Genomic DNA, 25620 nt, shown 5'->3' with positions numbered 1-25620 from the left:
CCCCTTCTATTACAATTTTGATTGGAGGTTCCCCCATTGAAGAACTCCCATTCTGAGTCCTACGCCGCCGCCGGCGTGGATGTCACCGCCGGCTACGAGGCGGTCAAGCGCATCAAGCCCATGGTGGAGTCCACCTACATCCCCGGCGTCATGGGCACCCTGGGCGGCTTCGGCGGCATGTTCGCCCCTGATATGACCGGCATGAAAAAGCCCGTCCTGGTGTCCGGCACCGACGGCGTGGGCACCAAGCTGAAGATCGCCTTCCTCATGGACAAGCACGACACGGTGGGCATCGACTGCGTGGCCATGTGCGTCAACGACATCATCTGCGGCGGCGCCGCCCCCCTGTTCTTCCTGGACTACATCGCCTGCGGCAAGAACGACCCCGCCCGCATCGCCCAGATCGTCTCCGGCATCACGGAGGGCTGCCGCCAGGCCGAGTGCGCCCTGGTGGGCGGCGAGACCGCTGAGATGCCCGGCTTCTACCCCGCCGACGAGTACGACCTGGCCGGCTTCTCTGTGGGCATTGTGGACGAGGAGAAGATCATCGACGGCAAGACCCTCTCCGAGGGCGACGTGCTCATCGGTCTGGCCTCCTCCGGCGTCCACTCCAACGGCTTCTCCCTGGTCCGCAAGGTCTTTGACGTGACCGCCGAGAATCTGAGGGAGTACCACGAGAGCCTGGGCACCACCCTGGGCGAGGCCCTGCTGGCCCCCACCCGCATCTACGTGAAGGCGGTCAAGGCCCTGCTGAAGGCGGGCGTGGACATCCACGCCGTCAGCCACATCACCGGCGGCGGCTTCTATGAGAACGTGCCCCGCATGATGACTGACGGCCTCACCGCCGCCATCCACACCGGCAGCTTCCCCTGCCCGCCCATCTTCCATCTCATCCAGGAGAAGGGCAACATCCCCACCCGGGATATGTACAACACCTTCAACATGGGTATCGGCATGATCCTCGCCGTCCCCGCTCTCCAGGCCGGACAGGCGCTGGACGTCCTGTCCGCTGCCGGCGAGACTGCCTACCAGATCGGTCAGGTCGTCCCCGGAAGCGACGGCGTCGTGCTGGACTGACGCCCCTCTCAGGGCGGCCCTCAGCTGTCCTTCCGGCGGCCCGGGCCGCCCTGTCTCTTTTCTCTGCCGCCGTTTTCTGTGAAGGGTTTTCCCCTTTCAGGCTTTGCGGCACAGTCTTTACTACATTGGGGAGGTAACTCTCATGCCGAAAAATATTGTGGTCCTGGTCTCCGGCGGCGGCACCAACCTTCAGGCACTTATCGACGCCCAGCACCGGGGTGAGATTGTGGGCGGCACCATCACCGCCGTTATCTCCTCCCGCCCCGACGCCTACGCCCTGGAGCGTGCCAAAGCGGCCGGCATCCCCGGCTATGTGGTGGCCCGGAGGGATTTCCCCGGGAACCGGGAGATGACCCAGGCCCTGGTGGCCAGGCTCCGGGAGCTGAAGGCGGACCTGGTGGTGCTGGCCGGCTTCATGCACATCCTCACCGAGGAGATGGTCCGGGCCTACCCCAACGCCATCCTCAACGTCCATCCCGCCCTCATCCCCTCCTTCTGCGGCAAGGGGGCCTACGGCCTCCATGTCCACGAGATGGCCCTGGCCTACGGCGTCAAGGTCACCGGCGCCACCGTCCACTTCGTCAATGAGGAGGCCGACGGCGGCCCCATCGTGCTCCAGAAGGCGGTGGAGATCCGGGAGGGCGACACCCCCGAAGTGCTCCAGCACCGGGTCATGGAGGAGGCCGAGTGGAAACTCCTCCCCCTGGCTGTGTCCCTGTTCTGCCAGGGACGCCTGTCCGTGGAGGGCCGGTGCGTCCATATCCTCCCCCAGGCGTAATGTCCCGTGATTGATATTTTTGTAAGGGAGATCATAATAAAATGCTCGATCTGTTTCAGCTTCTCAGCACCAATTCCTACCCCGGCCGCGGCATCGTCCTGGGCCGCAGCGCCGACAACAAGAAGGCCGTGATCGCCTACTTCATCATGGGCCGCAGCGAGAACTCCCGCAACCGGGTCTTTGAGGCCACTGAGGACGGCATCCGTACCCGCGCCTATGACGAGTCCAAGATGACCGACCCCTCCCTCATCATCTACCACCCCGTCCGGGTGGTGGACGGCACCACCATCGTCACCAACGGCGACCAGACCGACACCATCGCCGACGCCTACCGCCGCGGCGAGGGCTTTGTCCGGGCTCTGCGCACCCGGGAGTTTGAGCCCGACTGCCCCAACTACACCCCCCGCATCTCCGGCGCGGTCCGCCCCGACGGCAGCTACCGGCTGTCCATCCTGAAGAGCGCCAATGGCGACCCCGCCTGCTGCCAGCGGTTCTTCTTCGAGTACGAGGCCCCCATCGCCGGCCAGGCCCACTTCATCAGCACCTATCAGGGCGACGGCTCCCCCCTGCCCTCCTTTGAGGGCGAGCCCCGCACCGTGGCCCTGGACGCCCCCGACGCCGCTTCTCTGGCTTCCCGCCTGTGGGAGAGCCTGAATGAGGAGAACAAGGTGTCCCTCTTTGTCTCCTACCTGGACCTGGAGACCGGCAAGGCGGACAGCGTTATCATCAACAAGCATCAGTAAGGAGGAGCGAACATGAAGGAACTGGAACTGAAGTACGGCTGCAACCCCAACCAGAAGCCCGCCCGCATCTTTATGGAGTCCGGCGAGCTGCCCGTCCAGGTGCTCAACGGCAAGCCCGGCTACATCAATTTCCTGGACGCCTTCAACTCCTGGCAGCTGGTCAAGGAGCTGAAAGCCGCCACCGGCCTGCCCGCCGCCGCCTCCTTCAAGCACGTCTCCCCCGCCGGCGCCGCCGTAGGCACCGAGCTGACCGACGTGGAGCGGAAGATCTACTTTGCCGAGGGCATGGACCTCTCCCCCATCGCCTCCGCCTATGTCCGGGCCCGTGGCGCCGACCGTCTGTGCTCCTACGGCGACTGGGCCGCCCTCTCCGACGTGTGCGACGCCCAGACCGCCCGCTACCTGGCCCTGGAGGTGTCCGACGGCGTCATCGCCCCCGGCTACACCGACGAGGCCCTGGCCATCCTCAAGACCAAGCGCAAGGGCAACTACAACGTGGTGCAGATGGACCCGGACTATGTGCCCAAGGCCATTGAGCACAAGGATGTGTACGGCATCACCTTCGAGCAGGGCCGCAACAACTTCGAGATCAACGCCGCCCTGCTGGACAATATTGTCACCCAGAACAAGGACCTGCCTGAGAACGCCAAGCGGGACCTGATCCTGGCCCTCATCACCCTGAAGTACACCCAGTCCAACTCGGTGTGCTACACCAAGGACGGCCAGGCCATCGGCGTGGGCGCCGGCCAGCAGAGCCGCATCCACTGCACCCGTCTGGCCGGCAACAAGGCCGACAACTGGCTCCTGCGCCAGCATCCCAAAGTGCTGGGCCTCCAGTTCGTGGACGGCATCCGCCGCCCCGACCGGGACAACGCCATCGACGTGTACATCTCCGACGAGTACGAGGACGTGCTGGCCGATGGCGTGTGGCAGAACACCTTCAAGGTCAAGCCCGAGGTGCTCACCGTGGAGGAAAAGAAGGAGTGGATCGCCCGTCAGACCGGCGTCAGTGTGGGCTCCGACGCCTTCTTCCCCTTCGGCGACAATGTGGAGCGTGCCCGGAAGTCCGGCGTGTCCTACATCGCCCAGCCCGGCGGCTCCATCCGGGACGACAACGTCATCCAGACCTGCGACAAGTACGGCATCGTGATGGCCTTCACCGGCATGCGGCTGTTCCATCACTAAGGCGCATCCGATACAACGGTCCCCGGCGGGGACTCCGAACACGAACAAGAAACGAGGTATATCACAATGAACGTTCTCGTCGTAGGCGGCGGCGGACGGGAGCACGCCATCGTGTGGGCCCTGTCCAAGAGCCGTAAAGTTGATCAGCTTTTCTGTGCCCCCGGCAACGGCGGTAGCGCCTCCCTGGCCCAGTGCATCCCCATCAAGGCCACCGACGTGGAGGTCATGGTGGCCTGGGCCGTGTCCCACGCCATTGACTTTGTGGTGGTGGCCCCTGACGACCCCTTGGCTCTGGGCATGGTGGACGCCATGGAGGCGGCGGGCATCCCCGCCTTCGGTCCCCGTGCCAACGCGGCCATCATCGAGGCCTCCAAGGTCTTCTCCAAAAATCTGATGGCCAAGTACCACATCCCCACCGCCAAGTATAACACCTTTACAGATATGGAGGCCGCCCTCGCCTACGTCAAGGAGCAGGGCGCGCCCATCGTGGTCAAGGCCGACGGCCTGGCCCTGGGCAAGGGCGTGATCGTGGCCCAGACCGTGGCCGAGGCGGAGGACGCCGTCCGGGCCATGATGGCGGACAAGCGCTTCGGCGAGGCGGGCACCCGCCTGGTCATCGAGGAGTGCATGACCGGCCCCGAGGTGACGGTGCTGGCCTTCTGCGACGGGGAGCACGTGGTCCCCATGCCCTCCTCCCAGGACCACAAGCGGGCCTATGACGGCAACAAGGGTCCCAACACCGGCGGCATGGGCGCCATCTCCCCCTCCCCCAACTACACCCCCGAGGTGGCCCAGCGCTGCATGAAGGAGATCTTCCTCCCCACCGTAGCCGCCCTGAAGGCGGAGGGCCGCCCCTTCCACGGCGTGCTCTACTTCGGCCTCATGCTCACCCCCGACGGCCCCAAGGTGGTGGAGTACAACGCCCGCTTCGGCGACCCGGAGTGCCAGGCCGTCCTCTCCCTGCTGGAGAGCGACCTGCTGGACATCATGCTGGCCTGCCGCGAGGGCACCCTGGACCAGCTGGACATCCGCTGGAAGGATGCCGCCGCCTGCTGTCTGGTGCTGGCCTCGGGAGGATATCCCGGGAAATACCAGAGCGGCTACCCCATCTCCGGCCTGGAGAAGGCGGGCGAGACCGCTATGGTCTTCCACGCCGGCACCCGGGTGAACGAGGACGGACAGGTCCTCACCTCCGGCGGCCGGGTTCTGGGCGTCGCCGCCACCGGCAGCACCCTGAACGACGCCATCAATGGCGCATACAGCGCCGCAAAGCATATCTCCTTTACAGATATGCAGTTCCGCACCGATATCGGCCGGGTATAAATCCAACCCATTCACTGACGCAAAAGAGCGGCTTATGCCGCTCTTTTGTGCTGTCTCCGCCGGATGCAACCGGCAGTTGTCAAATATTTTACTGTTCTTGGTGGCCTTTTTCTCCGCTGTGTGCTATCCTGTCACCACCATCAAGAGGAGGAATCACCTATGTTTGAAGAACGGCTCTACCAGCTCCGCAGGGAACGGGGTATCTCCCAGGAGGAGCTGGCCAATACTGTGGGCGTCTCCCGCCAGGCGGTGCAGAAGTGGGAGTCCGGGGCCTCCCAGCCCAACATGGACAACCTGGTGGCCATCAGCGAGTACTTCGGCGTCACCCTGGACTACCTTCTCAAAGGTGACGAAGCCAACTGGGCAGAGCCCGAGTTCCAGCCCGAGATGGGTGAGCAGGCTGTCTATCTCCCCCTGAACCTCCGCTACGAGTACAAGAGCAGCGTCACCCTGTTCGGCCTGCCCCTGGTACACATCAATGTAGGCCGTTTCGGACTCCACCGTGCAAAGGGCATCCTGGCCATCGGCAACGTGGCCACCGGGCTGATTTCCATCGGCCTGCTCTCCGCGGGGCTTATCTCCTTCGGCTGCCTGAGCCTGGGGCTGCTGGCTGTCGGCGCCCTGGCCTTGGGTGTGGCCGCTTTTGGCGGCGTCGCCCTGGGCGCAGGTATTGCAGCGGGCGGCCTGGCCGTGGGCTGGGTGGCCATGGGCGGCCTGGCCAAGGGGATCTACGCCGTAGGCGGCCTGGCCTTTGCCGACAAGGTCGCCGCGGGAGGCGCGGCCTTTGGCCATATCGCCATCGGCGACACAGTCCAGGGCGCTGTAACCTTCTCCATTCAGGACGGGGGAACCCTCTCCTCAGCCGCCATCCGCAGCGCCATCCTGCGGGACTTCCCCACCATCCCGGACTGGCTGCTGGCCCTCTTCACCGCCTTTTGACAGCGAGGACGCCGGACTGTCCCGGAGACAGTCCGGCGGCATTTCCGTAGGAGCCCAGATAGGTGGCATTGGAAATAAAGATCTGATCCACAATATTGTAGAGCGCCGCAGCCAGCAGGGAGATGATGCTCGGAACAGCGTATTTCCCCATCAATGCCCCCACAGGTTCCATCTCCAGAAACAGATTTGACTTTTCTTCCATGATGAATCCTGCCTCCACGCAAAAAGCGTGCAGCCACGGCGCTGGATTTACGCCGTCGGCTACACGCTTTTTCTTTTTATTTCAGGTAGTCCCCCACCGGGCTCTGATTGTACTGCTTGATGATCTTGATGATGACCGAACCGTCACTCTGGGTGGTCTCCTCCACGATTTTGTACCTTGTCCCGTTCCGATCCAGTCCCTTTTTGTAGTACTCCACCTCTTCCTGCACGCTTCGCCGTGCGAGATTCTGCTCCAGATCCTCCTTCAGCATAAAATGCAGGGTCTGACAGATGCACGCCGCCTTTACCCGCTTCATGTGCTGTGCCTCCTTCCAGAAAAGTGGCTGAAAATAAAACAAACGTGTGGCATTCAACCGGATTTACGCAGTGAATGCCACACGTTGTGAAAATATTATATAAAATCTGCCCCATCTTTTCAAAGGGAATTTTCCACAAATCAGAGACCCATTTTTTTGTAAGAACTCCGACCTCTTTTTGTAAGAAAATCGAAACTCCGCTGTCAAAAACGCCGCCAGCATTTCCGTTATAATGACGCCAAAGAAAGAAGGCGTTTGATATGGATAAAAAGACCATTGCAGTTCTCTTCGGCGGCTGTTCTACAGAGTATCCCGTCTCCCTCCAGTCCGCCCACGCGGTGATCACCCACCTGGACCGGACCAGATACGACCTGGTCCTGCTGGGCATCACCCGGGACGGGCGCTGGCTGCGCTATGACGGCCCTGTGGACCGCATCCCCGCCGACACCTGGCATCACGATGCCGTCCACTGCACCCCCGCCCTCATCTCTCCCGACCGGGAGACCCACGGGCTCCTGCTCCTGGCCGCCGCCGGGCCGTCGGTCATCCGGCTGGACGCCGCCTTCCCCGTGCTCCACGGAAAAAACGGCGAGGACGGCACGGTCCAGGGCCTGCTGGAACTGGCGGGCATCCCTGTGGTGGGCTGCGGCAGCCTGAGCTCCGCCGTATGCATGGACAAGGACATAGCCCACCGGCTGGCCGCCTCCGCCGGGCTGGCGGTGCCCCGCTCCGCCCTGTTCCGGGCCTGGGAGGACCCGGCCCTGCTCCCCGACCTGACTGCCGGGCTGAAGCTCCCCCTGTTCGTCAAGCCGGCCAGGGCCGGCTCCTCCTTCGGCATCACCAAGGTCACCCACCGGGCCGATTTGCCTCAGGCTGTGGCCGCCGCTCTGGCCCACGACAACAAGGTGGTCATCGAGGAGGGCGTCCCCGGGTTCGAGGTGGGCTGCGCCGTACTGGGCACCGAGACCCTGACCGTGGGGCGGGTGGATGAGATCGAGCTGGCGAACGGCTTTTTTGACTACACGGAAAAATACCAGCTCCTCACCGCCAAGATCCACATGCCCGCCCGTATCACGCCTGAAGACGAGGCCCGGGTCCAGCGCGCCGCCGTTACAGCCTACCGGGCGCTGGGCTGCACCGGCTGCGCCCGGGCGGACTTCTTCTTCACGCCGGAGGGAGAGATCGTATTCAACGAGATCAACACCATCCCCGGCTTCACCTCCCACAGCCGCTACCCGGCCATGATGGCGGGGGTAGGCCTGAACTTCCCCGCACTGGTAAACCGGCTGGTGGAACAGGCGGTGGACCTATGACCCCGGCGGAGATGGTGCGCACCGGGTCGCTGGTGCTGGTAAACCAGTCCCATCCACTGGCGCAGGAGCCCGCTGTCGCCTCCCTTCTGCCCCCTGACAGCCGCCGCCCGAATATCCTGCTGGACGCCCGTGCGGGAACGGTGCTCAGCCGCTTTCTCTCCGACCTGGGCTGTGCGGGGGAGATCGTGCCGGTCAGCGGCTACCGCAGCCGGGCAGAGCAGGAAGCCATCTTCTCCCGCTCTCTCCGGGACAGCGGCGAGGCCTTTACCCGGGCCTACGTGGCCCTGCCGGGATGCAGCGAGCACCAGACCGGTTTGGCCATCGACCTGGGGGAGCACCGCCCCGACCTGGACTTTATCCGCCCGCAGTTCCCCGACACCGGCGTGTTCCGCACCTTCCGCCGCCGGGCCTCTGAGTACGGCTTTATCCTCCGCTATCCGGAGGACAAAACTAATATCACCGGCATCCAGTTTGAGCCCTGGCATTTCCGCTATGTGGGCTGGCCCCACGCCAGGCTGATGGAGCGGGAGGGCCTGGTGCTGGAGGAGTACATCCGCCTGCTGGAGGACTACCCGGAGTCCGGCCCCCACCTCCGCTTTCAGGAACAGGGCCGCTCCTTTGAGCTGTATACCGTCCCCCGGGCCGATCTGGAGTGCCTGCCTGATCGCCTGCCCAGAAACACCCTGTGCCAGTGGTCGGGGAACAACGGGAACGGCGTGGTGGTCACGGTCTGGAGGGATGTGCTGTGAACGCCTCAGGGAAATCCCCGGCACAGTACGGGGGCCTGGACCTGTTCCGCATCCCCGCCGCCCTGCTGGTGGTGGCCGTCCACACCGGCCCTCTGCTCACCGTCAGCAGTCAGGCCAACTACCTCATCACCGACATTCTCGCCAGGCTGGCCGTCCCCTTCTTTTTGGCGGTCAGCGGATTTTTCCTGGCCTCCGGGGTGCAGAAGGGGTGGCGCGGTCTGCGGCGTTTTTGCTGCAAAGTATTATTACTTTACGGCATTTCCATCCTGGTCTACCTGCCCCTCATGGCCCGCAACGGTTACTTCCGCGGCTGCACGCCCCTCTCCCTGGCCGCCGACCTGGTGTTCAACGGCCCCTTCTACCACCTCTGGTACTTCCCCGCCGCTGTGCTGGGCGCTGTCATCGTATTCCTCCTGCTCCGGCGACTGGGAGAGCGGGGCACCCTGGCCGTCTGCGGACTGCTCTATCTGGTCGGGCTGCTGGGCGACAGCTATTACGGCCTCTCCGCCGTCCTGGCGCCCCTGAGCGCCTTTTACGGCCTTCTCTTCTCCTGCTTCGACTACACCAGAAACGGCCTGTTTCTCGCTCCCCTGTTCCTTCTGCTGGGCGTGCTCCTGCGGGAGCACCCGCCCCGCCTGGCCGGCCGCCAGTATTGCGCACTGCTCTGCGGCGGGCTGGCCCTGCTGATGGCGGAGGGAGAACTGGTGGCCCAGCTGGGCTCTGCCCGGCACGACAGCATGTATCTGGCCCTGCCCCTGTGCATCTGGCCCCTGATGCGGCTGCTCTGTTCTGTAAAGCTCAATAGCTTTTCAGCTATTCGTACAGCGTCCACGGCGGTCTACGTGCTCCATCCCCTCTGTATCGTGGCAGTGCGGGGCGGAGCCAAGGCTCTGGGCCTCCTGTCTCAGGACGGCTTCCTGCTGGGCAGCAGCCTGCTCCACTATCTGGCCGTTGCCACCGCCTCCCTGCTGGCCGCTCTCCCCTTTGCCCTCTGGCGGCAGCGGCGGGGACGCGTGCAAAGCTCTCCGCCTGCCCTCCGGGCCAGGGCGGAGATCGACCGCTCCGCCCTGGCCCACAACATCGGCCGGCTGACGAAGCTGCTCCCCTCTGGCTGTGAACTGATGGCGGTGGTGAAGGCCAACGCCTACGGCCACGGGGATGTTCTTACCGCCCGGGTCTGCATGGAAAACGGCGTGAAAGCCTTCGCGGTGGCCACGTTGGCAGAGGGCATCCGCCTCCGCAGAGCCGGGATCAAGGGAGAAATCCTGATTCTGGGCTGGACGCCGCCGGAGCAGTCCCGGACCCTCGCCCGCTGGCGGCTGACCCAGGCGGTGGTGGGCCCTGCGTATGCCCGGGCGCTGAACGATTCAGGCTGCAGGGTGAAGGTCCATCTGGCCATTGATACCGGCATGCACCGGCTTGGGTTCTCCTGGGACGGCGGGGACAGTCTGCTGACCGCCTGCGGCCTGAAACGGCTCCGGGTCACAGGGCTGTTCACTCACTTGGCCTTCTCCGAGTCTCTCGCACCTGACGCGGTCCGGCACACCCAGGAGCAGTTGGGCCGCTTCCGCCAGGCGGCGGAGCTGGTCACGGCCGCCGGTTATGGGCCGCTGGCCCTCCACGCCCTGAGCAGCTACGGCCTGCTCAACTACCCTCCTCAGTCCGGCATGGCCTACGCCCGGCCTGGCATCGCCCTGTACGGCGTACTGAGCCGCCCAGACGAACAGGTGGGTACCCCGCCCGACCTGCGGCCTGTCCTGTCCCTCCGGGCGAAGATCGCCCGCATCCACGCCCTGTCGCCCGGGGACTGCGCCGGATACGACGGCGCCTTTGCCCCTTCCAGCCCCGCCCGGGTGGCAGCGGTCACCATCGGCTACGCCGACGGGTACCCCCGCAGCCTGTCCAACGGCAGGGGCAGGGTGCTTATCCGGGGCAAATTCGCCCCGGTAGCGGGGCTGATTTGCATGGACCAGCTGCTGGTGGACGTAACCGGTATCCCGGAGGCCCGTGAGGGGGACACCGTCACCCTCATAGGCCGGGACGGCGAACAGGTCCTCACCGCCGAAGAGGTGGCCCAGGCCGCCGGTACCATCACCAACGAGCTGCTCTCCCGGCTGGGAGAACGGGTCACCCGGGTCCTGATTCCATAGAAAAACGCCCTCTGCTTGGCAGAGGGCGTTTCCTATTTCCCAATATATTGCCGCAGGCACTGCTCCACCGCCCGGGCGGAGGAGTCGCAGCGGATGAGACGGAAGCCGCCGTCCCGGAGGTAGACCGCCACAGTCCCGCCGGTGCGCCAGACGGCCCGCACCTGCCGCCACGGCGTCAGGTCACAGGCTGCGCCGTGGCAGTACGCCAGGCCCTCCGGTGAGAGGCGGACGGTCTGCCGCCCCTCCAGGAGACAGGCACAGGTCCCCTGTTCCAGCTCTAGGGCCACCCGGGCGCGGACAAAGGGCCGCAGCAACGGCAGCCAGACTGTGCTCAGGGCCAGCCCTGCCGCCAGCGGGACGATAAGAGCGGACACCTCCGGCACATTGACCAGCTCCGGCCAGCGCACCATGTGGGGCACCCGGAGAACGGCCAGTACCAGGAACAGCACCCCGCACACCGCCATCAGCACCGTGGTGGGCCGCCAGTAGAGCAGACTCCTGGCCCGGTGCAGGTTGACCTGCTCCAGGGCCTGGGCCAGCGTGTCCCGGTCCCAGGTGTAGGTCAGGGTCAGCGGCTGGGGCGCGTCCTCATTTCGGGGTACGTCCGCCATGAGCTTACCCTCTCCCCCGCCTGCCCTGGTTGGGCTTGGCATTCTTCTTGGCCTTGGGTTTGGCCCAGCCCGCCTTGCGGGAGGGCGTGGGCGTATTGTGCTCCACCCGCTTGCCCGCCTGCTTCAGCTTCTCCTCAGGACGCTTCCGGGGCTTGCCGCCCTTCTGGCTTTTGTCCCGCTCCGGACCATTGGCGTGGCTCTGGCCGCCCTGGGGGCCGTTGGGCCGCACCAGACAGTGCTTTCCAAAGCCGATCAGGTCCTCCCGGTGGGCCCGGTGGAGGGCCTCCAGTACCAGAGGCCGCTTCTCCGGCCGCTTCCACTGCATGAGGGCCCGCTGCATGGCCTTGTCATGGGGGTTGGTGGGCACAAAGACCGGCTGCATGGTGCGGGGGTCAATGCCGGTGTGATACATGCAGGTAGACAGAGTGCCGGGGGTGGGATAGAAGTCCTGAACCTGCTCGGGCTGACGGCCCGACTTGTTGAGCCACTCGGCCAGCTTCACCGCGTCCTCCAGGGTGCAGCCCGGGTGGGAGGACATGAGGTAGGGCACCAGATACTGCTCCTTGCCGTACTTCTGGTTGAGCCGCTCATACTTCTGGCGGAACTTTTCGTAGACCTCAATATGGGGCTTGCCCATGTAGTCCAGCACTGAGTTGACACAGTGCTCCGGCGCCACCTTCAGCTGGCCGGAGACGTGGTATTTCACCAGGTCGGCGAAGAACTCGCCGCTCTTGTCCTTCATCATGTAGTCAAAGCGGATGCCGGACCGGATGAAGATCTTCTTCACACCGGGGATCTCCCGCAGCTTCCGCAAGAGCATGAGGTAGTCGGTGTGGTCCGCGTCCAGGTTGGGGCAGGCCTCCGGAGACAGGCAGGCCCGGTTCTTGCACAGGCCGGCCTTCATCTGCTTCTTGCAGGCGGGGCGGCGGAAGTTGGCGGTGGGGCCGCCCACGTCGTGGATATACCCCTTGAACCCGGGGTGCTTGGTCAGGGCGGTCACCTCCCGGATGACGCTCTCATGGCTACGGGAGGAGATGATCCGGCCCTGGTGGAAGGCCAGGGAGCAGAAGTTGCAGGCGCCGAAGCAGCCCCGGTTGTGGGCCACCGAGAACCGGACCTCCTCAATGGCGGGCACGCCGCCCATGCTGTCGTACATGGGGTGGGGCTCCCGGACGTAGGGCAGCTCGGCCACCAGGTCCAGCTCCTCGGTGGTGAGGGGCATGGCGGGCGGGTTGACCACCAGCAGGTCCCGGCCGTGGCGCTGGAGGATGGCCCGGCCCACGATGGGGTCGTGCTCCTTGTACTCGGTCATGTTGGCCTCGGCATAGGCCCGCTTGTCCCCGGCCACCGTCTCAAAGGAGGCCACCTCCACCATGGGGTAGGCGCAGGCAGAGGGGTTTTCCGCCAGGAAGGCGGTACCCCGCACGTCGGTGATCTCCCCGATGGGGGTGCCGGAGGCCAGACGGGCAGCGATCTCCTTGGTGGCCGTCTCACCCATGCCGTAGACCAGCAAATCGGCCTGGCTGTCCAGCAGGACGGAGCGGCGCACCTTGTCGTCCCAGTAGTCGTAGTGGGCAAAGCGGCGGAGGGACGCCTCCAGACCGCCGATGACCACCGGGATGTCCCAAAAGGCCTCCCGCACCTTGTTGGCGTACACCACCACCGCGTGGTCCGGCCGCAGGCCCGCCTTGTTCCCCGGGGAATAGGCGTCGTCCTGGCGGCGGCGTTTGGCCACTGTGTAGTGGGCCACCATGGAGTCGATGTTGCCGCTGGAGATGAGAACGGCCAGCCGCGGGCGGCCAAGTGCTGTAAAGCTCTCCGCCTTGCGCCAGTCCGGCTGGGCCAGAATGGCCACCCGGTAGCCCTCGTGCTCCAGCAGGCGGGAGATGATGGCCGGGCCAAAGGAGGGGTGGTCCACATAGGCGTCCCCGGTGATCACCAGGAAGTCGTAGGAATCCCAACCCCGCTCCGCCATATCCTGTTTGGAAACCGGCAGAAACTGCCGTGCGTCAATGCTCATGGTTCTCTCCTGTAAAGTGAAATATCATTACATCCTCTAACACAGAAGCCATACGGGCACTTGTCCGTATGGCTTCGCCCCGGTCTCAGAACTTTTGGGGCTCGTATCCGATGTACTTCTCCATCAGGTCCAGCGGGACCCGGGTACCCTGGGCCTCGCCGATCTTATGGAAGCCGTAGCGTTTGTAAAACCGCTGGGCTATGTGGTTGTCCGGCGCGCAGCGCAGGCGCAGCCTGTCCCGGCCCAGGGGGCGGTACACCGACACCGCCTCCCCCAGCAGCTGGACCCCCAGGCCCTGCTTCCGGCGGTCGGGCAGCATATAGCAGAACGGGATGTACCCCACGCCCTGCTCCTTGTCCCGCTCCGTGGCCATCTGGATGATGCCCACCATCTCGTCCCCCAGGTAGGCGGCGGTCACCGCCCGGCTGTCCTGACGGCACTGCTCCAGCGCCTCCCGGACAAAGCCGTCCCCGTCAAAGTGGGTCAGAGAGCCGTGGATATTGATCCACGCCTCCTTGCGGGCCTGGTAGTAGAGCTCGCTGTCGTGCTCCATATCCAGAGGCGCGAACCACAGGTTGGGGTCGGCGGCGTTGCCGTCCCGGTGCCGCCACCAGCTCTGGTGGGCCAGGGTGGAGATCTCCTCGGGCAGGTGGCTGTTGTCGTTCTCAAACACCACCCGCGCCTTCCCGTCCTCCACCTCCACGCAGGTGACGGCGGTGTTGTCCGCGTGGCCCAGGGTGCGGACCTCCCTGGGGTCCATGCCCCGGATGATGCCCTGGAGCTGGCGGATCACCGTACCGTGGGAGAACACCGCCACCGTCTGGCCCGGATGGGCCCTGGCGATGTCCATCACCGCGCCGTACACGCGGCCCCCTGCCTGGGCGAAGCTCTCCCCGCCCGGCGCCTGGAAGTCGGGTGACGCGGTGCTGAACTGCTTCATCCGCACCCCGTCCCGGCGGAGGATCTCACCCCAGGGCATATCCTCCCAGTCCCCCAGGTTGATCTCCCGCAGGGCCGGAAGGGTGTGCAGCTCCAGGCCATGGGTCTCGTAGACGGCCCGGGCGGTGGTCATGGTGCGGAAGAGATCGCTGGAATACGCCGCGTCGATATGGACCTGCTCAAAGCGGTGGGCCAGGGCGGCGATCTGCCGGTAGCCCCGCTGGGTGATCAGGCTGTTGTACCAGCCGTGGGCCCGGCGGTACAGATTTCCCTCCGCCTCCGCGTGGCGGACGATATAAATTCGGGTCATGGGACCACTCCTGTTTTCTGGATTGGGCGCTTTACCAGGGCCGCACGGCTCCGGTCAGCTGGGAGACCTGGCTCAGGCCCTGCTCCGCGGCGATTTTGGCCAGCTCATCCACGGTTTTGACCGGCGCATAGGGGTCGGCAAAGCAGGCCGCGCCCACGGACACCGCCGTGGCGCCTGCCAGCATCATCTCCGCCGCGTCCCGGCCGTTGGACACGCCGCCCATGCCCAGCACAGGCACCTTCACGGCGTTTGCAACCTCCCAGACCATGCGCACCGCCACCGGGAACACCGCCGGGCCGGACAGGCCGCCGGTGTTCATCCTCAGGATGGGCCGCCTGGTCTTCAGGTCGATCCGCATGCCCCGGATGGTATTGATGAGGGAGATGGCGTCGGCGCCCGCCCCCTCCACCGCACGGGCGATCTCCGTGATATCGGTCACGTTGGGGGACAGCTTCACCATCACGGGGACGGTGGAATGCTTCTTGGCCTCCTCCGTCACCTCGGCGGCCAGCTCAGGCCGGGTGCCGTAGGCCAGGCCGCCCGCCTTCACGTTGGGACAGGAGATGTTGACCTCGATCATATCCACGCCGGCGGCGGACAGCTTTTCGCACATGACGCCGTACTCCTCGGGGGTGTTGCCCGAGATGTTGGCAATGATGCGGATGTCGATGTCCTTGAGCCGGGGCAGCTCATGGGCAATGAAGGCGTCCACGCCGGGGTTCTGAAGGCCCACGGAGTTGAGCATGCCCATGGGAGTCTCGGCGATGCGGGGGGCGGGATTGCCCTCCCGGCGGGCGGGGGTCAGGCCCTTGACGCAGATGCCGCCCAGGCGGCTGATGTCGTACAGCTTGCCGTACTCCCGGCCAAAGCCGAAGGTGCCCGAGGCCACCACGATGGGGTTCTTCATGGTCATGCCCGCCAGGGTCACCGACATGTCCAGCCCGTCAATGGGCTGGGCAGGAGTCCAGGGCGCGTCTGTCTCCGGCTGCTTTTCCGGACACTGGCCGGCGAACTGCTCCGCCTGGGGCAGCCAGGTGCGGTTATACTCAGGCATTCCAGTCCACCTCCTCCGCAGGGAAAATGGGGCCGTCCTTACAGACGTGCTTCATGGTGCCGTCGGCCATGGGGGTGGCGCAGCCCAGACAGGCGCCCACGCCGCAGGCCATCCGCTCCTCCATGGACACCTGGCAGGGCACACCAAACTCCTTCGCCACCTTCCAGACGGAGCGCAGCATCAGCTTGGGGCCGCAGGCCAGAACGGCTGTAAAGTCTTTATCCTTCTCAAGCACCTGGCGGACCAGGGCGTCCACAAAACCGTGGTGGCCCATGGTGCCGTCGTCGGTGGCCACCAGCACCTGGTCGCACTCCTGCTTGAACTGGTCCAGCAGGATGGCCCGCTGGGCGGTGCGGAAGCCCAGGATGGCGGTGGAGCGGCCCATGGTGTACTGGGCGCAGCCCCGCATGGGGGGCACGCCGATGCCGCCGCCCACCAGCAGGTAGCGGCCCTCCGGCTTCATGGTGAAGCCGTTGCCCAGGAAGCCCAGCACGTCCAGGTACTCCCCGCACTCCCGCTGGGCCAGCCAGTCGGTGCCGGTGCCACGCCGCTCAAAGACGATGGCCACGGTGTCCTCCGGCTCATCCTCCATGCAGGAGCACACCGAGATGGGACGGCGGAGGAAGCTGCCCTCGCCGCACTTGATGTGCACGAACTGGCCCGGGGCCTTACAGGTGTCCCGCACCATGGAGCCCGCCTCCAGCACCATATAGACCGTGTCCGGGTTGAGCCAGACCTTCTGGACGATTTTACACTTTGTCTCGACCTTCATTGATTGCCACCTCAGCCCATCTTCACGTAGGCGCCGATGGCGTCCCGCATGGCCTCGGCGGCAGCGCGGGCGGCGTCCCGGAAGTCGTGGCCGTCGCCGCCGGTCTTCTGCCAGGCGCACATGATGGACCGGGAGGCGTTGACGATGGCACCGCAGCCCTTCTTGTCAAAGGCGTACTGCACGTCCTCGGCGGTGCCGCCCTGGGCGCCGTAGCCGGGCACCAGGAAGAAGGTGTGGGGCATCCGGGCCCGCAGGTCCTTCAGCTCCTGGGGCCAGGTGGCGCCGGTGACCGCGCCCACAGGGGTGTAGCCGTACTTGCCCTCCAGGCCCTTGCCCAGAGTCTCCACCATGTCTCCCATGCGCTGGTAGATCAGGCTCTCGCCGGCGGCCACGTTCTGCAGCTCGCCGGAGCCGGGATTGGAGGTCTTGACCAGCACGAACATGCTCTTGTCGTTTGCCTTGCAGGCGTCCAGGAAGGGCTTCAGGGTGTCGGAGCCCATGTAGCCGTTGAGGGTGACGCAGTCGGCGTCAAAGACCTTGTAGGTCTCCTCCCCCACCTTGGTGCCCGCCAGCCAGCCGTCGGCGTAGGCCTGGGCGGTGGAGCCGATGTCGCCCCGCTTGACGTCCGCGATGACAAAAAGCCCCTTCTCGTGGGCGTAGTCGATGGTGCGCTCCATGACCTCCATGCCCCGCCAGCCCAGCCGCTCATAGTAGGCGGCCTGGGGCTTCACAGCGGGCACCACATCGCACAGGGCGTCGATCAGGCCCCGGTTGAACTGCCACACCGCCTCAGCTGCGCCGGCCAGGCCAGTGCCGTAGACCTTGTAGGCCCCCTCCAGAATGTGGGCGGGAATCTGCTCCGGCTTGGGGTCCAGACCGGCCACGGTGGGGTTATGCTTCTCCAGAATCTTCTCCTGCAAAACGTCGAAAGACATGTCTTTTTCCTCCTGCTCTCTATCTGTTTCAGCCCTTGGGCTGATCCTGGTATACGATCTTGCCGCCGACCACGGTATATTTGACCTTGCCCTTCAGCTCCATGCCGGCGAAGGGGGTGTTGCGGCCCTTGGAATAGAACTTCTCCGGGTCCACGGTCCACTTCTCCTCCGGGTCGAAGATGACAAGGTCGCCGTCCCCGCCGATGGCCAGGCGGCCCTTGTGGGGAAGGCGCAGAATACAGGCCGGGTTCATGGTCATCTTCCGCAGAATGTCGGACAGGCCCATCTCCCCGGTGTGGTACAGGGCGGTCAGGGTGACGCCCAGGGCGGTCTCCAGCCCCACCATGCCGCTGGGGGCCTCGGTGAGGGGTCTGGCCTTCTCCTCGGCGGAGTGGGGGGCGTGGTCGGTGGCGATGGCGTCGATGGTACCGTCCTTCAGGCCCTCGATGATCCCCTCCACGTCCGCCCTGGTGCGCAGGGGCGGGTTGACCCGGGCCATGGTGCCCTTGGTCAGGATCTCATCCTCGGTGAGGGTGAAGTACTGGGGGCAGGTCTCGCAGGTGATCTGCACACCCTTGCGCTTGTAGCGCCGGACGATGGCCACCGATTTGGCCGTGGAGATATGGCAGATGTGGACTGCCGCGCCCGTCTCCTCGGCCAGCATAGCGTCCCGCATGACCTGCAGCTCCTCGGCGATGGCGGGCCGTCCGTCCAGCCGGAGCTGGCGGGAGACGCGGCCCTCGTTCACCGCCCGGTTGCCCACCATATCCGCATCCTCACAGTGGGAGAGCACAGTCAAATGGTGCCGGTGGGCCAGGATCAGGGCGTCCCGCAGCAGGTTGGCGTTCTGGACGGGCACGCCGTCGTCCGACAGGGCCACGGCTCCCGCCTCCCGCAGGGCGGCCGCGTCGGTGAGCTCCTGTCCCTTCTGCCCCTTGGATACCGCCCCGATGGGGTACACCCGCACCAGTCCGGCCTCCTCCGCCTTCTGGCGGATGAAGGCCACCTGCTCCGGGCTGTCGGTGACCGGGCGGGTGTTGGCCATGGGGGCGATGCCCGTAAAGCCGCCCGCCGCCGCCGCCCGGCAGCCCGTCTCAATGGTCTCCTTGTACTCAAAGCCGGGCTCCCGCAGATGGACGTGCATGTCGATCAGTCCGGCGCACACCACCATGCCCCGTGCGTCGATCACCTGGGCGTCCGGCTCCCGGATATCACTGCCGATGACGGCGATCTTCCCGTCCTCGATCAATACGTCCATCACTCCGCCGATGCCCCCTACGGGGTCAACCAGCTTTCCCTGGCGGATCAGCAGCTTCAAAATACCACTCCTTTCCGCGTCCGGCGGGGTCTCTCCCCGCCTGTGCGCACCAAAAAAGGGACCAGGTCTTCCCCGCCCCTTTGCCTGCGAACCTATGCGCTTCCGGTCACTGTGATAACCGGGGCAAGCATATTTTTCCATATTTTGTGTCTGGCCGTGTCCCGCTCTCCCGCGGCTGGCCGGACAGATATATTATAGCATCCAATCACATTATTTAGCAACGCATTTTTCCGCTTTTCGGGGAACAATAAGCGCGGACCAGAAAAGGAGGCGTAAAACCATGACAAAGCACCAGTTTATTGCCGGCATCGGGATGGGAATGGTGGCCGGCGCCGCCCTGGGCATGGCCATGACGGGCACCAGAAAGCGGGAGATCAAGCGGGCCGCCGACAAGGCCATCAAGGCCGTGGGCGAGGTGGTGGAGAACCTGTCCGACACCATGGGCATGTGACCCGTCCCGGAACAGCAGGACAGGCGGACGCCCCGGAGGGAACGGCCTTCCCTCCGGGGCGTTGCGTACATATTCCGTTCAGGCGCACAGCTCAGCCGGCGACCTTGTCTGCCTCGCTGCGGTCCCCGTCCGCCCACTTGTCGACCACAGGGGCCAGCCGGGTGATGGTGGGGCCCATGATGGGGCCCACGGCAAACATGCCCAGGACCGTGCCCACGAAGATGGTGCTGCCCAGCAGGAAGCCCAGCAGGGCCATGATCACGTCGCAGGCGATCCGCTCGTACTTGAGGGGGAGCTTGGTCCACTTGGCGATGGTCTGGTTGAAGCCGTCGATGGGGCCGGCGCCCAGCTGGGCGGACTGATACAGGCCCAGGCCGAAGGCGAAGGTCACCACCGCGATGATGAGCAGGACCACCTTGACCGGCAGCGCAGGGTCCTCACCCAGCACCTTGGTGAGCAGGGCGATGAACAGGTCGGAGAAGGTGCCCACCAGCAGGGTGTAGATGACGGTGCCGAAGTGGATCATCTTGCGGTTGAAGATCAGCAGGAAGATGAAGAGGATGATGTTGACGATGTTCAGCGTCACGCCGTAGCTGGTGCCCAGCTTGCCGCCCAGGCCCATGATGAAGGCGTCGACCGGGGCCAGGCCCAGAGAAGAACACTTGACAAAGGACGCGCATCCGAAGGCCGCCACAATGGTCCCCAGCAGGATGACCAGGCAGCGCAGAATCAGGCTTTTGGGCGTATGTTTCATATCGTTCCCCTCCCCGTCCGTCTTACAGGGCCTGCTTCCAGTGCTCCAGCAGGTCGGCGGAGTCCACCACCAGGCCCAGGTGGAGGGAGATCATCTGGAGGGCGGGGATCTCCAGGTGCTCGGAGCCCCGGGTCAGGTCCTGGGGCACCACCACGCGGAAGTCCCGGTTGGCGGCGTCAAAGGCGGTATTGATGACGCAGCAGTCGGTCATGCAGCCGGTGAGGACCACCCGGCGGATGCCCAGATTGCGCAGCAGCAGCTCTATGTCGGTGGGATAGAAGGCGGACAGGCGCTTCTTGGTGGTGACCATATAGTCCTCGTCGTGGACGTCAATGGACATCTTGTTCCAGCGGGTGCCCTCCAGGGCGTGCTCGGCGATGTTGGGGATCTCGCCCACGGTCATGGGGAACACCATGCGCCAGGCGGAGGGGTACAGCTTCTCGTCCGCGCCGTCCCTGCGCAGGGTGGAGCGCACGTGGATGATGGGCAGACCCAGCTTGCGGCATTCAGCCATGAAGTTGTTCAGGGGCTCCACGATCTCCCGGCCGCGGGGAGAGGGGCAGGGGCACGCCGGGTCCTCGGAGAGGTGGCCGTCGTGCATATCGATGGTGATGACCGCGGTATCCTTGGGGTCAAGGAACACCTCCTGGAGCTGCTGGGGAACCTCTTTCTGCACGTTGTTGAAGTAAGCTTTCATCTGGATGTCCTCCTTAAAAATATGGTTTTTATTCTGACATGCCGCGATTGCCATGCTTGGACAACGATCTTCAGGCTCGCGCCGCCTACGATCCGCCCTCCAAATAGCCCCCCTGCCCCTCCCGGCTGTACCGGTAGAGCTTCAGGCAGTTGTAGAGGTGGTTGCGCACCTCCGCCTCCTCCAGGGACACCCCCAGCAGGCTGCGGATCTTGTCGATCTGATAGGTCAGCGTATTGCGGTGGAGGTACATGATCTCCGCCGTCTTTTTACAGCTGCAGCTGGTCTGGAGGTAGATCTCCAGGGTCCGCAGCAGATTCTTCTTGTACTTTGCGTCATACTCCAGCAGAGGCGCCAGCTGCTCGGCCGCATACTCCCGGACCCGCCGCTGGTCGGGCAGCTCCATCAGCAGCTGGAAGATGCCCAGGTCGGAGAAGAAGGTGACGCCCTCCTCCCCGCACAGGCTCAGGGCCTTGGTGGCCTCCTGACAGCTGCGGGCAAACAGCTCCGGCTCATGGTAGATATTCCCGGCCCCAAACCGCACCCGCAGATTGTGGTAGGCCTCCGCCGCCCGGCTCTGGACCGCCTGCAGCGCCTGACGGAGCTGCCGGGCCTGGCCGGGCCGCAGGCCGATGAGGAACACCAGGTTCCAGTCCCGGTTGATGTAGTAGGTCTGGGAAAACGCCCCCTTCAGCGTCTGGATCATCATGCTGTTGACCTGCCGCCGGATGGGCAGCTCAGCCAGGCGCATGGGCGTCTCCACCCCGGCGTGGACCCAGTTGCACGCGGTGGTCACCACGATGTGGGGGCCCTTCAGCCGGTACTTCTCCACCAGGTTGGGCATCAGGTCCTCCGGGATCAGCTCCCGCTTGAACAGCAGCATCTCCAGCAGCTCGTTCATCAGGTTCTCACCGTACTGGTCCTGAAGAATCAGGGTGGACACCTCGCCGATCAGCGTGGCCAGCTGCAGGTCCCACGGCGCGGAAAACAGCGGAAAGGCGTGGGCGTCGGCATAGGCAATGGTCTCCGGCGGGATCTCCGGGATCAGGTCCCGGTGGAGCAGGACGATGAGGCACGCCGCGTCCCCGGCGATGGCCTGCTGGATCAGGTCGTTGAGGAATCCGGCGGAGTGGTCCAGACCCACCCCGCTCATCAGTATCACATCTCCGCCCACCAGCCACTCCCGGATGCTGGCTGTCTGGGCGATGTTGGGCCAGGAGATGCGGCGGTGCAGGCCGCCCTTCCCCGCCTCCAGCGTGATGCGCCGGAAGCACTCCAGGCCCAGCAGACTTTTCACGCTGAGCACGGCGACCCGACCTCCTTATCCCCGCCGTATGGCCTCCAGCACCCGTTCGGGCGTGGCGGGCAGCTGGCGCATCCGCACGCCCACGGCGTTGTGGATAGCGTTGAGCACCGCCGGGGTCATGGGCACGGTGGCCACCTCGGAGATGCCCTTGGCGCCGAAGGGACCCAGCGGCTCCGGGTCCTCCACCAGGGCGATCTCGTAGGCCGGGGTCTCCCCCGCCTTGGGCAGGCCCAGCTTGCCGTAATACAGGTTGACGGGCACGCCGTCCTTGGACGGGAAGGACTCCTGGAGCGCGTAGCCGATGCCCATGGAGCAGCTGCCCTCGATCTGGCCCTCGATGATATGGGGATTGATGGCCCGGCCCACGTCATGGGCCGCCACCACCTTGAGCACTTTCACCTTGCCGTTGGACTTGTCCACCTCCACGATGGCAGCCTGGGTGGTGTAGGCGTAGGCGGGATAGTTGCGGTACTCGTCCCCCTGGGTGCGCCGCGCCTCCTCGTCCTCCAGCTTGTAGGTGGGCGGCGCAACAAAGTAAAACTCCGCCTGCCGGCGCTCTCCGGGCTTCCAGGGCTCGGCCTCGCACTTGGCCTTCAGCCGGGCCGCCGCCTCCACCACGGCGTGGCCCGAGTTGAGGGTCTGTCGCTCGCTGACCGCCTGCCCGTGCCGGAGGGTACGGGAGGTGTCGCCCGAGATGACGTCGATATCTTCTGTCTTCCAGCCGGTGGCCTCGGCGCAGATCTGGAGCATGGCGGTGCGGAAGCCCTGGCCCATGTCGATGCCGGACACCCGCATCTCCAGCCGGCCGTCCTCCTTGATGGTGAGGATGCACCCGCCGTCATCGGGCACGCCCTTGCCCACGCCCACGTTCTTGTAGCCGCTGGCCACGCCCACGCCCAGGACCTTGTCTCCCTGGGGATACAGCGGCGCGTACTCCGCCACCGCCTCACGGGTCAGCTTTTCGCAGAGGTTGATGGTGTCCACCAGCCCCACGCTGTGCTTGAGCAGCTCGCCGCCCACGGTGCGGGATCCGATACGCAGAGCGTTGCGCCGGCGGATCTCAAAGGGGTCCAGCCCCAGCTTCTCCGCCGCCTCGTCTATCAGGGTCTCGATGCAGATGGCGCCCTGGTTGATGCCGAAGCCCCGGAACGCGCCGCCCAGCACGTTGTTGGTGCGCACCGCTTTTCCCTTCACCGAGATGTTGGGGATGTTGTAGGGCCCGCCGGCAAAGATACAGCTCTGCATCAGTACGCCGCCGCTCAGGTTGTTGTAGGGGCCGGCGTCGGAACAGAGTGATGCGTCCAGATAGGAGAAGGTGCCGTCGGCGTTGAAGCCCACCTGATAACTGGTGTGGTAAGCGTGGCGCTTGGTGGACAGCAGCAGGGATTCCCGCCGGTCCAGGGTGATCATCACCGGGCCGTTCATCACATGGGCCGCCACGGCCGCCGCCGCCTCGATGTGGGCGTCGCACTTGCTGCCGAAGCCGCCGCCCAGATGGGTGCCCACCACCTTGATGGCGCTCTCGACCATGGCCATGATGTGGCCCAGCATCCGGCGGATCTCAAAGGGGGACTGGGTGGTGGCGTACACGGCCAGCATCCCGTCCTCAATGCATCCCAGGGCACATTCCGGCTCCAGGCAACCGTGCTCGATCCGCTCCAGCTCGTAGTCGCCGGACACGGTCACCGCCGCTTCGCCTCTGGCCGCCTCCACATCGCCGGTCTGACGGCCGTTCTCCATGAGGATGGAGCCCTTGGCAATGCCGTCCTCAATGGTATAGATGCCGTCGGCGGCCTGCCAGCTGACCTTGACCGCGCGGGCCGCCGCTCTGGCCTGCTCCTCGCTCTCGGCCACCACCAGGGCCAGCATGTCCCCCAGGAAGTTGAACTCCCGGTCACAGAACACGGGCTGTTCCCGGTCAAAGGTGCCCAGCCGGTTCTCGCCAGGCACGTCTTTGGCGGTGACGATCCGCAGCACGCCGGGCATGGTCTCCGCCTCAGACAGGTCCAGGCCGGTGACTGTGCCCTTGGGGGCGGGGGCCCACACAAAGGCGCCGTAGGCCATGTCCTTGCGCACCATGTCGCCGCAGTAGGCCAGCGTGCCGTCGGCCTTGGCCGGGCCGTCCAGATCCCAGATGGACTTGCCCAGCACTCTGTGCTCCTGGGGCTCCCGCTCCTCCTGCTCCCCCAGGGAGATGGTGCTGTGCTCCAGGAACCGGATCTCCTCCTGGCTGGGCTCCTCCCCCCGGAGCCGGGCCGCCGCCAGATAGACCGCCTCAATGATCTTTACATAGCCGGTACAGCGGCAGTAGTTGTGTTCCAGCGCCTTGACGATCTCCTGCTCCGTGGGGGCGGGATTCTTGTCCAGCAGGGCCTTGGCTGCCAGGATCATCCCCGGCGTACAGAAGCCGCACTGGATGGCGCCCACGTCCAGGAACGCCTTCTGGATGGGATGGAGGCCGCCGTCCTCCCCCTTCAGGCCCTCAATGGTGAGGATCTCTGTCCCGTCCACCCGGGACATCTTGGTAATGCAGGAGCGGATGGGCCGCCCGTTCATCAGCACCGTGCAGGCGCCGCAGTGGCCGGTGCCGCAGCCGTTCTTGGCGCCCTTCAGGCACGCTGTCCCCCGCAGATAGCGGAGAAGGGTCATGTCCGGATCACAGGTACAGGAGACCCGGTTCCCGTTCAGCACAAACTGAATCGCCGCTTCTTTCATGTCAACACTCCATCCATATGGGAGCTTCCGCCGGGCCCGGCGTCCGCTCCAAGTCAGATCTGATCGTTCTTCCTGCCGTTATTGTGGTTTTTTTCACATACTGATTATATCAGATTGTCCCGCCCCCCGCCTGGGATGCTTTACACAAACTTTCTTCTAATTCTTTGTGCATTAGACCCGAACGTCTCTTTCTCCCCGCCTGCTCATTTCTCCGGTGGTTTCTGTTGCTTTTTCCAGCAAAAAGCCCGCTGCAAGCGGTTGCACTTGCAGCGGGCCAAGACATGTCAGAAATCAGGTCCCGATTATTTTGCAATGGCTTCTCTCGCCTTCACAGGCTGATGCTGGTGGTGCACAAAGACCACGTGCCGGTCCAGCCACTCCCCGATGACGCCGATGGTCTTGCCCATACTTTACATTCCGGCACGAAGCAACAAACTCCCCCTAATTGCGGGTCTTTACTCCAGCACTACCTACGCCCTGCCCGCTCCCTCCTTCACCCGCCGGTAGAAGGTGCTGGAGCTCATGCCCAGCCGTTTCATCGCCCGGGCGGCGGTGAGCTCGCCCTTTCTCCACCGGCTGACCACGAAGTCAAAATCCGGGGGCTGTATAGGCTTTCGCCCCCTGTACTTGCCCTGTTCATGCCCTGAGACACACTGCGGCCACTAACAGGTATCAGCTCACCGGGGACTTTTATACCGTGGGTCAGATCTTAGACCACAGCCTGAAGGGCATCGGCATTCAGCTCCAGCTCTCTACCAATCTTGAGTCAGTGACTGCCCAGTATGTGGATGTCCGTCTGGAGCGCAAGCTGATTGTACTGGACGCTTACCATCAAGCTGTCTTGGGGAGAAAGATATAGCATTATAAATACAAGAGGCCCCGCTGGAGCATCCAGCGGGGCCTCTTATTTTATTCGTTCTTATTCTCTGCCTGGACGGCGCTGTCATCCGCAGGCACCACTTTGTT

General features: G+C 64.8%; 22 protein-coding genes and 1 pseudogene. 10 read left to right on the top strand and 13 right to left on the bottom strand.

Features of this window, described 5'->3' with window-relative positions; translation table 11 throughout:
- The first annotated feature begins 36 nt into the window (after positions 1–36).
- From purM to WMO64_RS15190, 6 genes are all read left to right on the top strand, one after another.
- Entirely contained in the window at positions 37–1077 is a 1041-nt protein-coding gene (gene purM / locus WMO64_RS15215) for a phosphoribosylformylglycinamidine cyclo-ligase (protein ID WP_349232519.1), read from the top strand.
- 142 nt (positions 1078–1219) lie between these two features.
- Positions 1220–1855, top strand: a complete 636-nt coding sequence (gene purN / locus WMO64_RS15210) for a phosphoribosylglycinamide formyltransferase (protein WP_349232518.1) — start codon at positions 1220–1222, stop codon at positions 1853–1855.
- 41 nt (positions 1856–1896) lie between these two features.
- Positions 1897–2598, top strand: coding sequence for an IMP cyclohydrolase (locus WMO64_RS15205; RefSeq protein WP_349232517.1), 702 nt, complete (start codon positions 1897–1899; stop codon positions 2596–2598).
- 12 nt (positions 2599–2610) lie between these two features.
- A complete protein-coding gene (locus tag WMO64_RS15200; RefSeq protein ID WP_349232516.1) occupies positions 2611–3783 on the top strand; it encodes a phosphoribosylaminoimidazolecarboxamide formyltransferase in 1173 nt (390 codons plus the stop codon).
- Between the two features lie 66 nt (positions 3784–3849).
- Positions 3850–5106 carry a phosphoribosylamine--glycine ligase gene (gene purD, locus WMO64_RS15195; RefSeq protein ID WP_349232515.1) on the top strand — a complete coding sequence of 419 codons (1257 nt, stop codon included), beginning with the start codon at positions 3850–3852 and terminating at the stop codon, positions 5104–5106.
- A gap of 159 nt (positions 5107–5265) precedes the next feature.
- A complete protein-coding gene (locus WMO64_RS15190; RefSeq protein ID WP_349232514.1) occupies positions 5266–6045 on the top strand; it encodes a helix-turn-helix domain-containing protein in 780 nt (259 codons plus the stop codon).
- Between the two features lie 34 nt (positions 6046–6079).
- On the opposite strand, the pseudogene WMO64_RS15185 reads toward WMO64_RS15190, so the two are convergent.
- Together WMO64_RS15185 and WMO64_RS15180 are read right to left on the bottom strand one after the other, a co-directional pair.
- Positions 6080–6247, bottom strand: a pseudogene (locus tag WMO64_RS15185) (MATE family efflux transporter); the annotation flags it as partial.
- Positions 6248–6323: 76 nt separating this feature from the next.
- Positions 6324–6563, bottom strand: a complete 240-nt coding sequence (locus WMO64_RS15180) for a hypothetical protein (RefSeq protein WP_349232513.1) — start codon at positions 6561–6563, stop codon at positions 6324–6326.
- Between the two features lie 260 nt (positions 6564–6823).
- Here WMO64_RS15180 and vanG point away from each other — a divergent pair, with 260 nt between their 5' ends.
- Genes vanG through vanT form a run of 3 tightly spaced genes read left to right on the top strand, consistent with a single transcriptional unit; the run spans position 6824 to position 10775 of the window.
- Positions 6824–7876 (top strand): D-alanine--D-serine ligase VanG, encoded by a 1053-nt coding sequence (gene vanG, locus WMO64_RS15175; RefSeq protein WP_349232512.1) that lies wholly within the window; start codon positions 6824–6826, stop codon positions 7874–7876.
- The gene (locus tag WMO64_RS15170; RefSeq protein WP_349232511.1) at positions 7873–8625 is read left to right on the top strand and encodes a D-alanyl-D-alanine carboxypeptidase family protein; all 753 of its coding nucleotides are present in this window, start codon (positions 7873–7875) and stop codon (positions 8623–8625) included. The genes vanG and WMO64_RS15170 overlap by 4 nt, the downstream gene beginning before the upstream one ends.
- Positions 8622–10775 carry a serine racemase VanT catalytic subunit gene (gene vanT / locus WMO64_RS15165; RefSeq protein ID WP_349232510.1) on the top strand — a complete coding sequence of 718 codons (2154 nt, stop codon included), beginning with the start codon at positions 8622–8624 and terminating at the stop codon, positions 10773–10775. Before WMO64_RS15170 ends, vanT begins: the two co-directional genes overlap by 4 nt.
- Positions 10776–10807: 32 nt before the next feature.
- Here the strand turns inward: vanT and WMO64_RS15160 are convergent, their stop codons facing one another.
- The 7 genes from WMO64_RS15160 to WMO64_RS15130 form a co-directional block, all read right to left on the bottom strand.
- Positions 10808–11386, bottom strand: a complete 579-nt coding sequence (locus tag WMO64_RS15160) for a hypothetical protein (protein WP_349232509.1) — start codon at positions 11384–11386, stop codon at positions 10808–10810.
- A gap of 4 nt (positions 11387–11390) precedes the next feature.
- The gene (locus tag WMO64_RS15155) at positions 11391–13406 is read right to left on the bottom strand and encodes a YgiQ family radical SAM protein (RefSeq protein ID WP_349232508.1); all 2016 of its coding nucleotides are present in this window, start codon (positions 13404–13406) and stop codon (positions 11391–11393) included.
- 85 nt (positions 13407–13491) lie between these two features.
- On the bottom strand, positions 13492–14655 hold the full coding sequence (locus WMO64_RS15150; protein ID WP_349232507.1) for a bifunctional histidine phosphatase family protein/GNAT family N-acetyltransferase: 1164 nt from the start codon (positions 14653–14655) through the stop codon (positions 13492–13494).
- 31 nt (positions 14656–14686) lie between these two features.
- Positions 14687–15589 (bottom strand): dihydroorotate dehydrogenase, encoded by a 903-nt coding sequence (locus tag WMO64_RS15145; RefSeq protein WP_349232528.1) that lies wholly within the window; start codon positions 15587–15589, stop codon positions 14687–14689.
- A gap of 112 nt (positions 15590–15701) precedes the next feature.
- A complete protein-coding gene (locus WMO64_RS15140; protein ID WP_349232506.1) occupies positions 15702–16481 on the bottom strand; it encodes a dihydroorotate dehydrogenase electron transfer subunit in 780 nt (259 codons plus the stop codon).
- Between the two features lie 11 nt (positions 16482–16492).
- Entirely contained in the window at positions 16493–17416 is a 924-nt protein-coding gene (gene pyrF / locus WMO64_RS15135; RefSeq protein WP_349232505.1) for an orotidine-5'-phosphate decarboxylase, read from the bottom strand.
- Positions 17417–17444: 28 nt separating this feature from the next.
- A complete protein-coding gene (locus WMO64_RS15130; RefSeq protein ID WP_349232504.1) occupies positions 17445–18734 on the bottom strand; it encodes a dihydroorotase in 1290 nt (429 codons plus the stop codon).
- Positions 18735–19014: 280 nt separating this feature from the next.
- On the opposite strand from WMO64_RS15130, the gene WMO64_RS15125 reads away from it, so the two are divergent.
- Positions 19015–19185 carry a hypothetical protein gene (locus tag WMO64_RS15125; RefSeq protein WP_349232503.1) on the top strand — a complete coding sequence of 57 codons (171 nt, stop codon included), beginning with the start codon at positions 19015–19017 and terminating at the stop codon, positions 19183–19185.
- Positions 19186–19276: 91 nt separating this feature from the next.
- On the opposite strand, the gene WMO64_RS15120 is transcribed toward WMO64_RS15125, so the two are convergent.
- The 4 genes from WMO64_RS15120 to WMO64_RS15105 form a co-directional block, all read right to left on the bottom strand.
- Complete coding sequence (locus WMO64_RS15120) at positions 19277–19939, bottom strand: YczE/YyaS/YitT family protein (RefSeq protein ID WP_349232502.1); 663 nt, start codon at positions 19937–19939, stop codon at positions 19277–19279.
- Between the two features lie 22 nt (positions 19940–19961).
- Positions 19962–20636, bottom strand: coding sequence for a cysteine hydrolase family protein (locus WMO64_RS15115; protein ID WP_349232501.1), 675 nt, complete (start codon positions 20634–20636; stop codon positions 19962–19964).
- Positions 20637–20721: 85 nt separating this feature from the next.
- Positions 20722–21939 carry a PucR family transcriptional regulator gene (locus tag WMO64_RS15110; RefSeq protein ID WP_349232500.1) on the bottom strand — a complete coding sequence of 406 codons (1218 nt, stop codon included), beginning with the start codon at positions 21937–21939 and terminating at the stop codon, positions 20722–20724.
- Between the two features lie 15 nt (positions 21940–21954).
- Positions 21955–24654 (bottom strand): molybdopterin cofactor-binding domain-containing protein, encoded by a 2700-nt coding sequence (locus WMO64_RS15105; protein ID WP_349232499.1) that lies wholly within the window; start codon positions 24652–24654, stop codon positions 21955–21957.
- Positions 24655–25620: the final 966 nt, after the last annotated feature.

Origin of the sequence: Pseudoflavonifractor intestinihominis (assembly GCF_040096055.1) — a bacterium.
Taxonomy (GTDB): Bacteria; Bacillota; Clostridia; order Oscillospirales; family Oscillospiraceae; genus Pseudoflavonifractor; species Pseudoflavonifractor intestinihominis.
Note: the sequence above shows the minus strand (reverse complement) of the source record. Positions and strands in the feature narration are given on the sequence as shown.

Bases quoted from the DNA above. Each gene is read 5' to 3' on its own strand.
- purD (WP_349232515.1), top strand. From the start codon at position 3,850: ATGAACGTTCTCGTCGTAGGCGGCGGCGGACGGGAGCACGCCATCGTG.
- WMO64_RS15145 (WP_349232528.1), bottom strand. From the start codon at position 15,589: ATGTCGGTGACCCTGGCGGGCATGACCATGAAGAACCCCATCGTGGTG.
- WMO64_RS15170 (WP_349232511.1), top strand. From the start codon at position 7,873: ATGACCCCGGCGGAGATGGTGCGCACCGGGTCGCTGGTGCTGGTAAAC.
- WMO64_RS15105 (WP_349232499.1), bottom strand. From the start codon at position 24,654: ATGAAAGAAGCGGCGATTCAGTTTGTGCTGAACGGGAACCGGGTCTCC.
- purN (WP_349232518.1), top strand. From the start codon at position 1,220: ATGCCGAAAAATATTGTGGTCCTGGTCTCCGGCGGCGGCACCAACCTT.
- WMO64_RS15190 (WP_349232514.1), top strand. From the start codon at position 5,266: ATGTTTGAAGAACGGCTCTACCAGCTCCGCAGGGAACGGGGTATCTCC.
- vanG (WP_349232512.1), top strand. From the start codon at position 6,824: ATGGATAAAAAGACCATTGCAGTTCTCTTCGGCGGCTGTTCTACAGAG.
- pyrF (WP_349232505.1), bottom strand. From the start codon at position 17,416: ATGTCTTTCGACGTTTTGCAGGAGAAGATTCTGGAGAAGCATAACCCC.
- WMO64_RS15115 (WP_349232501.1), bottom strand. From the start codon at position 20,636: ATGAAAGCTTACTTCAACAACGTGCAGAAAGAGGTTCCCCAGCAGCTC.
- WMO64_RS15155 (WP_349232508.1), bottom strand. From the start codon at position 13,406: ATGAGCATTGACGCACGGCAGTTTCTGCCGGTTTCCAAACAGGATATG.
- WMO64_RS15120 (WP_349232502.1), bottom strand. From the start codon at position 19,939: ATGAAACATACGCCCAAAAGCCTGATTCTGCGCTGCCTGGTCATCCTG.
- WMO64_RS15200 (WP_349232516.1), top strand. From the start codon at position 2,611: ATGAAGGAACTGGAACTGAAGTACGGCTGCAACCCCAACCAGAAGCCC.
- WMO64_RS15180 (WP_349232513.1), bottom strand. From the start codon at position 6,563: ATGAAGCGGGTAAAGGCGGCGTGCATCTGTCAGACCCTGCATTTTATG.
- WMO64_RS15205 (WP_349232517.1), top strand. From the start codon at position 1,897: ATGCTCGATCTGTTTCAGCTTCTCAGCACCAATTCCTACCCCGGCCGC.
- WMO64_RS15150 (WP_349232507.1), bottom strand. From the start codon at position 14,655: ATGACCCGAATTTATATCGTCCGCCACGCGGAGGCGGAGGGAAATCTG.
- WMO64_RS15160 (WP_349232509.1), bottom strand. From the start codon at position 11,386: ATGGCGGACGTACCCCGAAATGAGGACGCGCCCCAGCCGCTGACCCTG.
- WMO64_RS15140 (WP_349232506.1), bottom strand. From the start codon at position 16,481: ATGAAGGTCGAGACAAAGTGTAAAATCGTCCAGAAGGTCTGGCTCAAC.
- WMO64_RS15125 (WP_349232503.1), top strand. From the start codon at position 19,015: ATGACAAAGCACCAGTTTATTGCCGGCATCGGGATGGGAATGGTGGCC.